The organism is Aquaspirillum sp. (assembly GCF_055136605.1).
The window spans coordinates 1-15135 of the sequence record NZ_JBSQVP010000007.1; the positions used below are offsets into that span (position 1 = coordinate 1).

The following is a 15135-nucleotide window of genomic DNA, read 5'->3' on the forward strand; positions in this document are numbered from 1 at the left end:
CGTAAGATCGTCGGCAGCGTAAGATGTGTATAAGAGACAGTAATAATACTTGGTGTTTGGTAAAGCAAGGGACAAGAAGCGGGGGGGGGCGTACACAAAAACGCCAGCACGATGGCTGGCGTTTAGGTGAATTATTCGGGAAGGGTTAGACAGATGTGGCGTCGGCTTCTTTCAGAATGACGTATAACTGATCTTTCAGATGCAGTTTTTCCTTCTTCAAGTTTTCGATTTCCACAGGTGAACCGGGTTCGATGCGGGCTTCCATGTTTTTAATTCGCTGATCCAGTTCGTTATGCTTGTCGAACAAACGGGTGAAGTGAGCGTCTTCGGTTTTCAAACGGGTAATCAGTTCGCGGTATTCGGGAAACATAGGCGCTGCTTTCCAAAAAATGCACAGACCTGTGCACTGTTTTGTTCCTGTCCCGAGCACCTTATTGCCCAATGACAGGCATCACATTCCCAACTGCCACAGGGCCCCTCCCTGTCACAGCGCCGCCGTTACCGGACGGACTTGCCACGGGTAGCGCAGTTTTGGTTGCGAGCCGAAAGCAGTGCAGCGATGCACTGCTTTGAAGCCATCTTACGCCACAGATTCTATCGGCATCAAGCCTTATTCCGACAAAAACTTAACTATTGTTAAACAAACGCACAATACTGGAAAAATCGAGGCCGCCATGACCTAAACCGCTGTGCAAGGCATATAACTGCCGCGCCTGTGCACCGAGGGGAATAGCTTGTTTGGCACTGATCGCCGCCTCTTCCGCCAAGCCTAAATCTTTCAACATCAAGTCGGTTCCAAAGCCACCGCTATATTCACGGCTGGCAGGAACGTTGTCCATCACCCCAGGCCACGGGTTATACAACTCGGTTGCCCAATTGCGGCCCGAACTCTTAGCGATAATGTCAGATAACACTTTAGGATCTAGACCATTCGCCACCCCCAACGCCAACGCTTCAGACGTGCCAGCCATCAAAATCCCCAACAACATGTTGTTGCAGATTTTTGCCACTTGGCCCGCGCCACTGTCGCCAGCATGGAAAATGTTTTTCCCCATTTTTTCTAACACAGGGCGAGCTTGTTCCAAAGCCTCGGTGCTGCCACCGACGATAAAGGTCAATGTCCCCGCTGCCGCACCGCCAACACCACCAGAAACCGGCGCATCAATCATGGTAAAGCCACGCGCTTGCGCTGCAGCTGCCACTTTACGGGCGGCATCGGCAGCGATGGTGCTGCAATCGATCAACAACGCGCCAGCTGGTGCATGGTCTAACACACCGCCTTCGTTCAGATAGACCGCCTCGACATGCTTACCCGCCGGCAACATGGTAATCACCACTTCGGCCTGTTGTGCGGCGGCAGAGGCAGAATCGGCAGCTGTTGCGCCAGCTTCGGTCAAGCGCGCAACAGCACTGGCTGACAAGTCAAACACCGTGACGGCAAAACCACCTTTTAACAAATTGAGCGCCATTGGGCCGCCCATATTCCCCAAACCGATAAACGCAATCCGTTGTGCCATGATGAATCTCCTCTCGATGCTTTTTTTATCAAAAACCTAGGCTTTGCAACAACACGCCATACCCGCTAAAGGATGCTCTTCTGCCGACCACGGCGAAGCAAAATGTGCTGCAACGTGTTCAGCACTCACCTCGGCTAGGGTGGCAGGGCTCCATTTCGGCGTATTGTCTTTATCAATCAACAACGCACGCACCCCTTCACGGAAATCTGGATGGGCGCAACATTGCACCGATAGCGTGAGTTCCATTTGGAACGCCTCGGCCAAACTCAGATGGCGCGCACGATGGGCGATGGCCCATGACAAAGCAGCAGAGGTAGGCGAGCCGGCAGCCAAACTCTTTGCCGCACGCTTCATCCATTCATCATCGTTTTGATGAGCCAAAATCTGTTCCACCACTTCGGCTAGGGTATCGCCGTCGGTGAGCTGTTGAATCAGATCGAAATGTTTGCGGACAGGTGAGGCAGGTTTTAATGGCTCGGCACGAGCAGAAAACTCGCGCAGCAATTTGGACAATTTGCCGTGGTTTTCTTCGGCAACTTCGCTCCATTCAACATCCGTCAAACGCGCAGCCAACGCCAATTTATCTTCAGCACAGACAAAGAAATCCGCCAAATTGACCACTAAAGCATCATGGGCGTTTAATGGGGCGGCGGTCAGTGCCAAGAACAACCCTACGCGGCCCGGCATCCGATTCAGGAACCAGCTGCCGCCGACATCGGGATAGAGGCCAATGGTGATTTCTGGCATGGCAATGCGTGATGATTCGGTCACCACGCGATGACTGGCGCCCGCCATCAAGCCCAATCCCCCCCCCATCACAATCCCACTACCCCATAACAGAATCGGTTTTTGGTAGGTATGAATCAGATAATCGAGACAATATTCTTCGGTGAAATAGGTCGTGGCGAAGGGGTTCGGTACGGTATCGCCACCCTCGACCAACGCCGTCCGCAATTTGCGGACATCACCACCGGCGCAAAACGCTTTTTCACCAGCCCCTTGCAAGACCACCACTGCCAGCTCAGGATCTTGTGCCCATTCGCGCAGCCGGTTGTCTAACAAGCGGATCATATCGAGCGTCAGGGCATTGAGTGACTTTTCGCTATTTAAGGTAGCAAAACCAATTTTGCGACCATTGGCACTGCGCTGTTCAGCAAAAATAACGGCATCTGTATTTTCTATCACGGCTGTCTCCTTCATGGTGTCAGGCATTCTTCCACTGTGGAGCGCGTTTTTCCAGAAATGCGTTGACGCCCTCTTTTTGGTCTGCGGTATCAAACAAATCGACAAACCATTCCCGTTCTAATGGCAAACCCTCTGCCAACGGTTTATGCCGAGCCACTTGTACCAACCGTTTACACACCGCTACCGAAGTAGGGCTTTGTTTTGCCACTCCTTGCGCCAAGGCCAAAGCTGTATTTAACGCTTCGCCTTTGGCAACCACTTGTTCGACCAAACCGATTTTCTCAGCGGTAGCAGCATTCACTCGCTCGCCACATAAAATCATCCGTTTTGCCCAGCCTTCACCGATCAACCACGGTAAATTCTGTGTCCCACCGGCACAAGGCAGCAAACCGACGGTGGCTTCAGGCAATGCCATTTGCGACTGTTCTTCCGCAATCCGAATATCACATGCCAAGGCCACCTCTAAACCGCCCCCCATGGCATAGCCATTGATGGCAGCAATACTGACACCGCGATAATTCGATAAAGCCTCAAAAGCACGACCAAATAAGCGTGCCATCTCGCGCGCGACCGCCTTATCACCCTCGGCAAACAATTTCAAATCAGCCCCAGCGGAGAAGAATTTTTCGCCTTCGCCAGTCAACACCAAAGCATAAATGTCACGATTTTGGTTCAAATCGGCAATCAGGGTTTCCAACGCCAACAAACTATCGCGATTCCACGTGTTGGCAGGCGGGTTTTGGATAGTGACAACTGCAGTGTGGTCACGGAATTCAACAGCTAAATGGGCATAGGTTTTCATCAGCGTAATCTCTCCAAAGCACCTTCTTGTAAGGCGGCGCGTGCCACAATCACACGCATAATTTCATTGGTTCCTTCCAGAATTTGATGCACACGGTTATCGCGTACATGACGTTCTAGCGGATATTCTTTGATATAACCGTAACCACCGTGCAGTTGTAAGGCATCGTTCGCGACCTTAAAACCAATATCAGTGGCAAATCGTTTTGCCATCGCACAATAGGTGGTGGCATCGGGACTGCGATTGTCGAGTTTCCATGCTGCCAAACGCACCATCTGACGGGCGGCGACCAACTCGGTCAACATATCAGCCAACTTAAATTGCAGGGCTTGAAACTCAGCCAACGGCCGGCCAAATTGTTGCCGCTCATGCAAATAGGCTTGGGCACGATTGAGTGCCGCTTGCGCGGTGCCAATCGAACACGTGGCGATATTGATACGGCCACCATCAAGCCCTTTCATCGCAATGGCAAACCCTTCACCCTCGGCCCCCAAACGATACGCAGCAGGAATTGCCACATTATCAAAAGTAATGGCGCGGGTGGGTTGGCTGTTCCAGCCCATTTTGTGTTCTTTTTTACCGTATTGAATCCCCGGTAGATTGGCCGGTACTAAAAAGGCAGAGATCCCTTTTGGCCCAGCACCACCAGTACGCGCCATCACCACTAGGGCATCCGTCGAACCGGCACCAGAGATAAACATCTTGGAACCGTTTAAGAGGTAGTGATCGCCATCCCGTTCAGCGCGGGTTTTTAACGAAGCGGCGTCCGAACCGGCTCCCGGCTCGGTCAAACAATAACTGCCCCACAGCGCACCAGATGCCAGTTTTGGCACCCACTCCGCCGCCACATCAGGTTCGGCAAACGTCGCTATCATCCACGTCATCATATTGTGGATGGTGATATATGCCGTGGTTGAGGTACAACCGGCGGCCAATTCTTCAAACACAATCGCCGCATCTAGGCGCGACAAACCCAAACCACCATATTGTTCGGGAATATACAACCCACAAAAACCCAAATCCCCCGCTTTACGCAGCGTTTCAAGCGGAAAGGTTTCTTCGGCATCCCATTGCGCCGCAAACGGGGCAAGTTCATGTTGGGCAAAGTCGCGTGCGCTTTCTTGAAAAGCACGCTGATCGTCATTTAAGGCAAAATCCATGACATCCTCGCTATAGGGGTTAACCTGCTTCGGCAATATCAGGCCGATCGGTGACCCGCATCAGGGTTTGCAAACCGACCGCGCAGTCTTTACGGCGGCCTTGTTTTTCTACCCACACATCCATTTCACAGACGGTCAAGGTCCGCCCAGGTTTTTTCACCCGCCCTTCGGCAAATAAACATTCACCGTCAGCAGGCGCAATTAAATTCAATTTAAACTCAACGGTTAACACCGAGTCGGTGGGGCCAAATAGGGTAAATCCGGCATAACCACCTGCCGAATCCGCAATCGTGGCCGTAACCCCGCCATGAAAAAAACCATGTTGTTGCGACAATTCGGGTTTGAATGGCAAAGCGATTAACACCCGACCGGCTTCAACTTCACGCATTTCTGCGCCTAATAAATGCATAATGGCCTGCCGCTGGAAGCTATTGCGGGTGCGTTCGGCAAAATTTGGATCGCTGACATGCAACATCACACAGTCCTTTCTTAACAGCAGGCAACACCCACCCACACAGAGACAACACTGTCTCTGCGTGGACAGACATTTGATACAAATTACTTGAGGCTAATAGTGGTGTTGACTTTATTACCCATCGAAGCAGGGTCATCAAACCAGCGGGTGGTGACAGTTTTGGTTTGGGTATAGAACGCAACCACCTGTTTACCGTATGGACCGAGGTCGCCAAGCTTAGAAGCACGCGAGCCGGTGAAGCTAAAGATCGGCACTGGTACCGGAATCGGCACGTTAATCCCCACTTGGCCAACATCGATGTCTTCTTGGAATTTACGCGCTGCGGCACCGGATTGGGTGAAGATGGCCGTACCGTTGCCGTTTGGATTGGCGTTAATCATCTCAATCGCCTCATCCAAGTTATCCGCCGACATCAACGACAATACTGGGCCAAAAATTTCTTGGTCATAGATTGCCATGCCGGGTTTGACTTCGCTGAAAATGGTTGGGCCCACAAAGTTACCGTTGGGATAACCTTCGACCGTCACTTCGCGACCATCCAGCTCTAATTTGGCACCTTGCTCAACGCCCTTGGCAATTAAGCCCGTCACCCGTTCACGCGCCGCGCAAGAAATCAGCGGGCCAACATCGGGGTTATCTTGACCGGCACCCACGCGCAAGCTCTTGGCTTTGGCCACCAAGTCAGGAATCCAAGTTTGTGCCTCACCGACCATAATCACCACCGGCAAGGCCATGCAGCGTTGACCCGCAGCCCCAAACGCAGCACCAGCCAATTGGTTGAGAGTTTGTTCTTTATTGGCATCAGGCAACACAATGGCGTGGTTTTTCGCCCCCATCATACACTGCACCCGCTTACCGTTCAGGCTGGCACGGTTGTAAACATGGGTACCCACTTTGGTCGAGCCGACAAACGAAATCGCTTTGATATCCGGATGGTCACAGATGGCATTCACCACATCTGCCCCACCATGTACCACATTCAACACCCCAGCCGGCACGCCAGCTTCTAATGCCAGCTTGACCAATTTCATCGTCACCAAGGGATCTTGCTCGGAAGGTTTGAGCAAGAAGGTGTTGCCGGTGGCAATCGCCATCGGGAACATCCACAGTGGAATCATCGCTGGGAAGTTGAAGGGGGTAATCCCTGCACACACACCCAAAGGCTGTAACACGGTGTAGGTATCCACCCCGCTGGCAACGTTTTCTGCAAACTCACCGAGCTGCAAATTACCAATGCTGGCAGCGTGCTCTACCACTTCTAAACCGCGGAACACATCACCCTCGGCATCGGCCAAGGTTTTGCCTTGTTCCGCTGTCAACGTGGCAGCCAAGTCTTTCATATTTTCGCGAATCAGCTGTTGCAGCTTCAGGAAAATACGGGCGCGTGTCCCGATTGGGGTTTTACGCCATGTTTTGAAAGCCGCTTTACCCGCAGCCACCGCCGCATCGACTTCCTCGGCAGTGGTCAACGGCACCCGTGCTAACACTTCTTGTGTCGCAGGGTTGATCACTGGCAACCACTGTTGGGTTTTGGAGTCAACAAACTCACCATTGATTAACAGCTTAACCGTCGGTGCCTCGCCGTTAGCAGCAGGCGTAAACAGCAAGGAATCATTTGCTACGCTCATCAGATGCTCCAATAGAAATAGGGCTATTCAAACTTACGAATGTCATCAATCACTTTGCCATCACGGGCAAGGCTTTGAGGGGGGCACAGTTGCACTTCACCGCGCAATTTGGTGATGTCGCGCATGGTGTCAGCAACCGCTTGTTGTAATGTCGGTGAGGATTCGGTGGTTTCGATTTGCAGCGTCATCACATCGAAATCGTCTGCTCGATCCACCACTAAGCGGGCATGTTGAATTTCTGGGTGGCGTTTCACAATGGCGTGAATTTGTTCTGGATGCACAAACATGCCTTTGATTTTGGCTGTTTGGTCAGCACGCCCCATCCATCCTTTGATCACACGGTTGGTACGACCACATGGGCTAGCATCCGGATGGAAAGCCGATAAATCACCAGTCGCAAACCGAATCAGTGGATAATCCCGATTAAAGCTGGTCACCACCACTTCGCCGACTTCACCTTCAGCAACCCACTCACCTGAACCCGGTTTGACCAGTTCAACGATGATATTTTCATCGAGCACCATTCCCGCACTCGGGGTGGTTTCATACGCAATCAGGCCCAAATCGGCGGTGGCATAACACTGGCGCACCGTAATACCACGGTCGGTAAACCACTGCCGCAAGCTACCGGGTAGCGCTTCGCCGGTGACCACCGCTTTGGTCAATTTCGGCAAACTCACCCCCAGTTCATCTGCTTTTTCCAAGATGATTTTGAGGAAAGACGGGGTACCGGTGTAGGCTGTGGCGCCTAAGTCACGCATTGCGGCCACTTGTAACTCCGTTTGCCCCACCCCACCCGGAAACACCGCACATCCCAAAGCCCGCGCGCCGGAATCCAACATAAAACCGCCCGGAGTGAAGTGATAGGAAAAGCAATTGTGCACAATGTCACCCGCCACAAAACCAGCAGCAGCCAAAGCGCGGCTCATACGCCAAAAGTCTTCGGTTGTGCCCTGTGGTTCGTTAATTGGCCCCGGTGAAGCAAACAAACGCGCCGCCTGTCCTGCGGCAAGCGCCGCATAGCCACCAAACGGCGGTTGCTGTTTTTGCTCGTTGATCAGGGCCGATTTACGGGTAATCGGTAAAGAAGCCAGTGCTGCAAGGCTATTGATCGACGTTGCCTCAACATCAGCCAATAAGCGACCGTAGGCAGGGGCAAACTGTTTCGCGTGGGTGATAAACGCAGGTAGGGCGTGTTCCCATGCAGCCACCCGTTCTGCATGTGGCCGGCGTTCTTGAGGATCGGGATACATCATGTCCATCCTCTCAATTAAGCCAACCAACGCTTACGGCGGCGGTAGTGTTTGACTTCGCGGAAGCTCTTACGACCTTCTTTTGCCAAGCCAAGATAGAATTCTTTCACGTCCTCGTTATCAGCCAACTCTTTTGCTGGCCCATCCATCACCACTCGACCATTTTCAATGATGTAGCCATAATCGGAGTAACGCAGCGCAATCATGGTGTTTTGCTCGGCCAACAAGAAACTGACTTTTTCTTTTTGGTTGAGCTCTTTCACAATCTCGAAAATCTCTTCCACGATTTGCGGTGCCAAGCCCATCGAAGGCTCATCCAACAAAATCATGGTAGGACGCGCCATCATCGCCCGACCGACCGCCACCATTTGCTGTTCACCACCAGAGGTATAACCGGCTTGTGAATTGCGACGGGTTTTCAGGCGAGGGAAGTAGTGATAAATCCGCTCTAAATCGTTTTTCAATTCGGCACGGCTAATCGAACGGGTATAAGCCCCAGTCAACAGGTTTTCTTCTACGGTTAAGTGGCCAAAACAATGACGGCCTTCCATCACCTGAATCACACCACGCTTTACCAAACCATCTGGTGTCATGGCATCCACCCGTTCACCGCGAAACTCAATCGAGCCTTTTGTCACATCACCGCGTTCGGCACGCAACAAATTAGAAATCGCTTTTAGAGTGGTGGTTTTCCCCGCGCCGTTGGCACCCATCAGGGCAACGATATTGCCCTCATGCACATCAAGGGAAACCCCTTTCAGCGCCAAAATCACGTGGTTGTAAATCACTTCAATGTTATTGATTGACAGCAAATAAGGGCTGCCATTTTTTTGTTCGGTATGGGTCGTTGCAGTCATGGCCTCTCCCGATGCAGGTGAACCGACCCCGGGCAACGGGGTCGGGAAGCTCAGCGATTATTGTTCTTTCGAGCAATCGCGTGGTTTGATGTTTTTCTCTTGCGCGTATTTAGTCGCAGAGGCCTTGATCAGTGGATCGAGCACCGCATTGTCTGGGGCAATCCAGTTGGAAACCGGTTTCCAAGCCTTGCCATCCCACTGCATAAAGCGGGTATAGCCAGAGCCTTCGTGGTTAGCGCACGAGGTTTTCACGGCTGGAATCATGTTCGCCACGCCCAAGGTTTTCAGGCGATCTTGCGACAGGTTCAGGTTCTCCAGACCCCAGCGCACTTCATCACCATTCAACGCTTTCTTGCCGAATTTGCCCTGTGCCACACGGATGGCTTCCACCATCATGATGCCGCCGACAATGCCACGGTTGTAGTTAACCGTACCAATCGCGGTTTTGTCAGACAGGTTGCCTTTGCCAGCACCGTAAACGGTTTTCTCAATCTCTTGAATCAGAGGGAAGTTCTTACCGTCAGCGGCGAAAGCCCCTGCGATATAGCCTTTTGCTGCTTCACCAGCTGGCACCACATCTTCTTCCGAGCCACCCCACCACACTGCAACAATCTTGTCGCGTGGGTAGCCAACCTTAGCCGCTGCCTTGATCGCGGCTGGGGTCATCACACCCCAAGAACGCAAAATCACAAAATCAGGTTTCTGACGACGCACTTCCAACCATTGCGACTGTTGCTCTGTTCCTGGTGCAGGCACTTCGATGTTCACCAGCTCAAAACCATGCTTCTTCGCCATTGCGTCGAGCACGGGCAAGGTTTCCTTACCGTAGGCCGAGCCGTGGTAGAGGTTAACGATCTTCTTGCCTTTCAATTTATCCATGCCACCTAAGCGTTGGCCGATAAATTGAATTTTGGCGGTGGCTTGGCTCCAGTAGGAGGTCACCAGTGGGAACACATAGGGGAACACGGAACCATCTTTGGCATCAGCACGACCAAAGCCAATGGTCATCAGCGGGATTTTGTCAGCTGCAGCGCGGTCCATCGTGGCATAAGTAATCCCGGTGGACATGAAGTTAAATGCTGAGGCCCCTGCTTCGCCTTTTTTCTTCAGACGCTCGTAGCATTCCACGCCACGGTCGTTTTTGTATTCGGTTTCACACTCTTCGTAGGTCAGTTTCACCCCACCCACGCCACCTTCTTTCATGTTGACGTAGTTGATGTAGTCAATCATGCCGCCGTAGTACTTCGCCCCGCCGGAAGCGTAAGGGCCGACACGATAGCTTGGGATTGGGATGAACTGTTCTGCTGCCAAGGCAGTTCCTGCTGCCATCAGACCTGCAACCGCAAACGTGAGCGATTTGAGCGCAAAGTGTTTCATGAGTTTTTCCTCCAGTTTGTGCTTTTGTGCATCTAGGTTATGAAACAGGGGTGAATCAGTGCGGGAACGGCCACAACCGCAGTTTTTCTTTAGTAATCTGCCACATCTTAGCCAGACCCAAAGGTTCGACGATCAAGAAGAAGATAATCAGACCGCCAAAAATCATCATTTCCAAGTTCGACAAGAACTGTGTACTCACAATGCCATGCAACAGTTGGCCCAACAGGTTCAACACGATTGGCAGCAACACAATAAATGCCGCACCCAAGAAAGAACCCAAAATCGAACCGACACCGCCGATGATAATCATGAACAGAATTTGGAAAGAACGGTGTAAGTCAAACGCTTGTGCATCCACTGTGCCCAGCAGGATGAAAGCATACAGTGCACCGGCAATCCCGAAGTAGAAAGAACTGATCGCAAAAGCCAACAGCTTGGTTTTCAGAATCGGAATCCCAATCACCTCAGCCGCCACATCCATATCGCGTACCGCCATCCATGCACGACCAGTCGAGCTACGCACCAGATTTTTTGCTGCCAAGGCCAATACCACTACCACCGCAAGAGTGAACAGGTATTTGCTCACTGGGGTATCCAAAGCAATCCCGAATACTTCTAAAGGTGGTGAAGAAATCACACCGGAAGCGGAATGGTTGGTAAACCAGCTGAATTTGGTTAACACCCATTCGACAAAGAATTGTGCGGCTAAGGTTGCAGCTGCGAGATAGAACCCTTTAATCCGCAGTGAAGGCAAACCGAACAAAATCCCCACCGCAGCGGCACACAGCCCCCCTAACACCAAGGCCAACAACAACGGCATACCGGGTACACGAACCAAGAAGTTGTAAGTGGCAAACGCGCCCACCGCCATAAAGGCCGCCGACCCCAGCGACAGCAAACCGGCATAACCCGTCAGGATGTTGAGACCCAATGCCGCCAAGGACAACACGAGGAAGGGAATTAAAATCCCCGACAACATGTATTCCGAAGCAAACATCGGTACTACAAAGGCAGCCAAGGCAAGCAGGGCAAAGATAAACATGCGATCTTGCTTAATCGGGAAGATCACCGAATCGTTTTGATAGCTGGTCTTAAACTGACCAGATTCGCGGTAAATCATGGGTAAATTCCTCAGTGCGTATCGTTAAACGGAGACAGTCAGCACACGCTAGACGCGCTCGATATGTCTTTCACCAAACAGCCCTTCTGGACGCACCATCAAGAACACCAGTGCCAACACATAAGCAAACCAGTTCTCGATACCGCCCGACAGATAAGGCCCCAGATACACCTCGGCCAATTTTTCACCTGCACCCACGATCAAACCACCGACAATCGCCCCAGGTACCGAAGTAAAGCCGCCCAAAATCAACACTGGCAACGCTTTCAACACCACCAAGGTCAGGGCAAATTGCACCCCTAAGCGCGAACCCCACAGCAAACCCGCGACCAAGGCAACAAAACCAGCCACCGCCCACACAATCGCCCAAATATGTTGCAGCGGAATCCCCACCGACAGCGCAGCTTGGTGGTCATCAGCCACCGCCCGTAAAGCGCGGCCCAGTTTGGTTTTCTGGAAGAACAAGGCCAACACTGCAACCAAGGTTCCCGAGATACCAGCAGCAAACAAGTCAAACGAGGAGATAAACACACCACCCACTTCAAACGGCTCGTCGGTAATCCCTAATTCCAAACCGTGAACTTCGGTGCCCCACACCATCTGTGCCAAGCCTTCGATAAAGAAGGACAAACCGATGGTTGCCATAAACAGCGAGATCGGGGGTTGGTTGACAAGACGCCGCAGCACAATCTTTTCAATCCCAATCCCCATTAACACCATCACACCGAGGGTGATAATGAGTGCGGCCCAAAATGGCAGGCCCATGTTTTGAAAGCCCACAAAGGTCAGCGCGGCAAACAACACCAACGCCCCCTGTGCAAAGTTAAACACGCCCGAGGCTTTGTAAATCAGCACAAAACCCAACGCCACCAACGAGTACATCACGCCGGCTAATAAGCCACCGACCAGTACCTCAAGAAAAAACTGAAATTCCATTTCGCTTTCCTTCCTTCTGTACCGACAATCAGTGCGATGTGCCGAGATAGGCAGCAATCACAGCAGGGTTTTGGCGAACTTCTTCTGGGATGCCGTCACCAATTTTTTTGCCGTAATCCAACACCACCACGCGGTCAGAAATATCCATCACCACGCCCATATCGTGCTCAATCAACACAATCGTGGTCCCAAATTCATCGTTCACATCGAGAATAAACCGGCACATATCCTGTTTTTCCTCAACGTTCATCCCTGCCATTGGCTCATCCAGCAATAACAGTGTCGGTTCTGCCGCTAATGCACGGCCAAGCTCAACCCGTTTTTGCAAACCATACGGCAGGCGTCCGACTGGGGTTTTACGAACGTGCTGGATTTCCAGAAAGTCGATGATTTCTTCGACGACTTTGCGATTCTTGATTTCTTCGCGCTGTGTGCGGCCCCAATACCATGCTTGTTGCAGGAAATTGGTGTGCATTTTCAAGTTGCGGCCGGTCATGATGTTGTCGAGCACACTCATGCCCTTGAACAACGCGATATTTTGGAAGGTACGCGCAATGCCTTGTTTCGCCGCCAGATGTGGTTCCATCTTGTCGCGGGTACGGCCTTTGTAGGTCACTTTGCCTTCTTGAGGGTGATAGACCCCATTGATAACGTTCAACATCGATGATTTACCCGCCCCGTTGGGGCCGATAATCGACAACACTTCATGTTCACGTACTTCTAAACTGATGTTGGTCAGCGCCTTGACCCCACCAAAAGACATCGAGATGTTTTCTGCTTTGAGAATCACATCACCGATCTTGCGATTTGGATTCATCTCGCCTCTCCCTTAAGCTGCAGATTGCGCAATGCGCGGATAGCGTTTTGCCTCGGCAATTTTGAGGTCTGCACGCACCATACCGACTCGACCATCTTCAAACTTCACCTGAGTTTCAATCAGGCAATGGTTGACGTCTGCATACAGAGCATCAATCAAGACACCATATTTATCCGCAATAAAACGCCGCCGCACTTTACGAGTCCGGGTCAGTTCACCATCATCCGCATCCAATTCTTTATGCAAAATCAGGAAGCGTTTGATTTGTGAATTACCCAAGCGAGGATCTGCTGCCAAATCGGCATTCACTTTTTCGACACATTCACGAATCAGCTCATACACCGCATCTTGTCCGGCTAAGTCGGTATAACCGGTGTAAGCCAAGCCGCGTTTTTCTGCCCAACTGCCCACCGCCGACAGGTCGATGTTGATAAAGGCACATGCGTGTTCACGTTTGTCACCAAACGCCACCACTTCTTTGATGTAGGGGAAGAATTTGAGTTTGTTTTCGATGTATTTCGGTGCAAACATCGAACCATCGATAAATTTACCCACGTCTTTGGCGCGGTCGATGATTTTCAGGTGTCCATCATCATCAAAGAACCCTGCATCACCCGTGAGCACCCAACCATCTGGGGTCATGGTTTCTGCTGTTGCATCAGGACGATTCCAATAGCTGTGGAATACCCCCGGCCCTTTAAAGATCACTTCGCCGTTGTCATCAATCTTGACTTCAACCCCCGGCACGGGTGTCCCCACGGTATCGGGTTTCACCTGACCGTTTGGCTGGACACACACCATCACATAGGCTTCGGTCGAACCATAGAGCTGTTTGATGTTGATGTTTAAAGCACGATAAAAGTCGAACAGTTCTGGGCCAATCGCTTCACCAGCGGTGTAAGCCAATTTAATCCGCGAAAAACCCAAGACATTTTTAATTGGGCCGTAGACCAAGAAATTACCGAGTTGATAGCCCAGCCAGTCCATAAATGGCACCGGCTGTTTATCCACAATTTTCACACCGACTTTTTTGGCGTGATCCATGAAATAGTTGAACATCCAGCGTTTAATTGGGCTGGCATCTTCCATCCGAATCGTCACTTGGGTGAGCAAGTTTTCATACACACGCGGCGGAGCAAAGTAGTAGGTTGGCCCAATCTCGCGCATGTCGGTCATCACGGTTTCAGACGACTCAGGGCAAGACACGCAGAAACCGGCCACCATCGACTGTGCATAAGAGAACAAGTTATCACCCACCCACGCCATCGGCAGATAGGCCAAGACTTCCTCTTGATCGGTCAGGCCTTCCATCTGCACGCTGTTACGAGCCGTGATAATCATGCTGTTGTAAGTATGGGCCACCCCTTTTGGGTTACCCGTGGTACCCGAGGTGTAGAGCATGATGGCGAGGTCTTCACCTTTACCACCATCAACTTGGCCTTGGAAAAACTCAGGATGTTCGTCGTGATAAATCCGACCCGAGCCCAAGACTTCGGCGCAAGCATGCAAGAAAGGTTGGTTGTAATGACGCATCCCGCGTGGATCGTCATACACCACATGTTCAAGATTTGGCAGGCGGTCGTGGATTTCTAACAGTTTATCAACCTGTTCTTGGTCTTCCACAACAGCCAATTTCACCCCAGCATCTTGCAACACAAAGACCATTTCTTCCGCTACCGAGTCTTGATACATCGGTAATGGAATTGCACCCAAACACTGCGCAGCGGCAATCGTCCAATATAGACGGGGGCGGTTGTCCCCAATAATTGCCACCCGATCACCGCGAACCAAACCTAGGGCAGCAAAACCGCAAGCCAACGCTTGCACCTCGGCGGCAATTTCGCGCCAAGTCCATGTTTGCCAAATCCCTAGGTCTTTCTCTCGCATCGCGGGACGATCACCGCGCACGCGGGCGTGTTCTTGCAACAGCTTGGGAAAGGTATCTGTGCTGTGCCGTGCTTGGGCTGCTGCACCGATGTTTTCCGGTTTCGCCATCGTTGTTGTCTCC

Annotated in this window: 14 protein-coding genes; all 14 read right to left on the bottom strand. The window is 51.7% G+C overall.

All coding sequences use genetic code 11. The annotated features are described in order from the left end of the window. Positions 1-145: 145 nt before the first annotated feature. The gene (locus ACTBZS_RS02320) at positions 146-370 is read right to left on the bottom strand and encodes a YdcH family protein (RefSeq protein ID WP_460430194.1); all 225 of its coding nucleotides are present in this window, start codon (positions 368-370) and stop codon (positions 146-148) included. A 256-nt stretch (positions 371-626) separates the two neighbouring features. Beyond that, positions 627-1517: a 3-hydroxyisobutyrate dehydrogenase gene (gene mmsB / locus ACTBZS_RS02325; RefSeq protein ID WP_022652490.1), complete on the bottom strand. Its 891-nt coding sequence runs from the start codon at positions 1515-1517 to the stop codon at positions 627-629. Positions 1518-1553: 36 nt separating this feature from the next. Then, positions 1554-2702: an enoyl-CoA hydratase/isomerase family protein gene (locus ACTBZS_RS02330; protein ID WP_463043157.1), complete on the bottom strand. Its 1149-nt coding sequence runs from the start codon at positions 2700-2702 to the stop codon at positions 1554-1556. Positions 2703-2721: 19 nt separating this feature from the next. Then, positions 2722-3504, bottom strand: coding sequence for an enoyl-CoA hydratase (locus tag ACTBZS_RS02335; RefSeq protein ID WP_022652492.1), 783 nt, complete (start codon positions 3502-3504; stop codon positions 2722-2724). After that, entirely contained in the window at positions 3504-4664 is a 1161-nt protein-coding gene (locus ACTBZS_RS02340) for an acyl-CoA dehydrogenase family protein (RefSeq protein ID WP_022652493.1), read from the bottom strand. The genes ACTBZS_RS02335 and ACTBZS_RS02340 overlap by 1 nt, the downstream gene beginning before the upstream one ends. Positions 4665-4683: 19 nt before the next feature. Beyond that, positions 4684-5139 carry a PaaI family thioesterase gene (locus ACTBZS_RS02345; RefSeq protein WP_022652494.1) on the bottom strand — a complete coding sequence of 152 codons (456 nt, stop codon included), beginning with the start codon at positions 5137-5139 and terminating at the stop codon, positions 4684-4686. Between the two features lie 83 nt (positions 5140-5222). Beyond that, positions 5223-6767: a CoA-acylating methylmalonate-semialdehyde dehydrogenase gene (locus tag ACTBZS_RS02350; protein ID WP_463043158.1), complete on the bottom strand. Its 1545-nt coding sequence runs from the start codon at positions 6765-6767 to the stop codon at positions 5223-5225. 23 nt (positions 6768-6790) lie between these two features. Continuing rightward, complete coding sequence (locus tag ACTBZS_RS02355; protein ID WP_463043159.1) at positions 6791-8023, bottom strand: phenylacetate--CoA ligase family protein; 1233 nt, start codon at positions 8021-8023, stop codon at positions 6791-6793. A gap of 14 nt (positions 8024-8037) precedes the next feature. Then, a complete protein-coding gene (locus tag ACTBZS_RS02360) occupies positions 8038-8877 on the bottom strand; it encodes an ABC transporter ATP-binding protein (protein WP_022652497.1) in 840 nt (279 codons plus the stop codon). A 57-nt stretch (positions 8878-8934) separates the two neighbouring features. Then, positions 8935-10254 carry an ABC transporter substrate-binding protein gene (locus ACTBZS_RS02365; protein ID WP_463043160.1) on the bottom strand — a complete coding sequence of 440 codons (1320 nt, stop codon included), beginning with the start codon at positions 10252-10254 and terminating at the stop codon, positions 8935-8937. A gap of 55 nt (positions 10255-10309) precedes the next feature. Continuing rightward, positions 10310-11374: a branched-chain amino acid ABC transporter permease gene (locus tag ACTBZS_RS02370; protein WP_460430189.1), complete on the bottom strand. Its 1065-nt coding sequence runs from the start codon at positions 11372-11374 to the stop codon at positions 10310-10312. A 48-nt stretch (positions 11375-11422) separates the two neighbouring features. Further along, entirely contained in the window at positions 11423-12310 is an 888-nt protein-coding gene (locus ACTBZS_RS02375) for a branched-chain amino acid ABC transporter permease (protein ID WP_022652500.1), read from the bottom strand. A 28-nt stretch (positions 12311-12338) separates the two neighbouring features. Further along, a complete protein-coding gene (locus tag ACTBZS_RS02380) occupies positions 12339-13127 on the bottom strand; it encodes an ABC transporter ATP-binding protein (protein ID WP_022652501.1) in 789 nt (262 codons plus the stop codon). Positions 13128-13139: 12 nt separating this feature from the next. Beyond that, positions 13140-15122, bottom strand: coding sequence for an AMP-dependent synthetase/ligase (locus ACTBZS_RS02385; protein ID WP_463043161.1), 1983 nt, complete (start codon positions 15120-15122; stop codon positions 13140-13142). Positions 15123-15135 lie beyond the last annotated feature (13 nt).

What these genes read in the sequence shown, in the direction of transcription:
- ACTBZS_RS02370 (WP_460430189.1), bottom strand. Translation starts at nt 11,374, where the DNA reads ATGATTTACCGCGAATCTGGTCAGTTTAAGACCAGCTATCAAAACGAT.
- ACTBZS_RS02360 (WP_022652497.1), bottom strand. Translation starts at nt 8,877, where the DNA reads ATGACTGCAACGACCCATACCGAACAAAAAAATGGCAGCCCTTATTTG.
- ACTBZS_RS02380 (WP_022652501.1), bottom strand. Translation starts at nt 13,127, where the DNA reads ATGAATCCAAATCGCAAGATCGGTGATGTGATTCTCAAAGCAGAAAAC.
- ACTBZS_RS02375 (WP_022652500.1), bottom strand. Translation starts at nt 12,310, where the DNA reads ATGGAATTTCAGTTTTTTCTTGAGGTACTGGTCGGTGGCTTATTAGCC.
- mmsB (WP_022652490.1), bottom strand. Translation starts at nt 1,517, where the DNA reads ATGGCACAACGGATTGCGTTTATCGGTTTGGGGAATATGGGCGGCCCA.
- ACTBZS_RS02385 (WP_463043161.1), bottom strand. Translation starts at nt 15,122, where the DNA reads ATGGCGAAACCGGAAAACATCGGTGCAGCAGCCCAAGCACGGCACAGC.
- ACTBZS_RS02365 (WP_463043160.1), bottom strand. Translation starts at nt 10,254, where the DNA reads ATGAAACACTTTGCGCTCAAATCGCTCACGTTTGCGGTTGCAGGTCTG.
- ACTBZS_RS02335 (WP_022652492.1), bottom strand. Translation starts at nt 3,504, where the DNA reads ATGAAAACCTATGCCCATTTAGCTGTTGAATTCCGTGACCACACTGCA.
- ACTBZS_RS02345 (WP_022652494.1), bottom strand. Translation starts at nt 5,139, where the DNA reads ATGTTGCATGTCAGCGATCCAAATTTTGCCGAACGCACCCGCAATAGC.
- ACTBZS_RS02340 (WP_022652493.1), bottom strand. Translation starts at nt 4,664, where the DNA reads ATGGATTTTGCCTTAAATGACGATCAGCGTGCTTTTCAAGAAAGCGCA.
- ACTBZS_RS02350 (WP_463043158.1), bottom strand. Translation starts at nt 6,767, where the DNA reads ATGAGCGTAGCAAATGATTCCTTGCTGTTTACGCCTGCTGCTAACGGC.
- ACTBZS_RS02355 (WP_463043159.1), bottom strand. Translation starts at nt 8,023, where the DNA reads ATGATGTATCCCGATCCTCAAGAACGCCGGCCACATGCAGAACGGGTG.
- ACTBZS_RS02320 (WP_460430194.1), bottom strand. Translation starts at nt 370, where the DNA reads ATGTTTCCCGAATACCGCGAACTGATTACCCGTTTGAAAACCGAAGAC.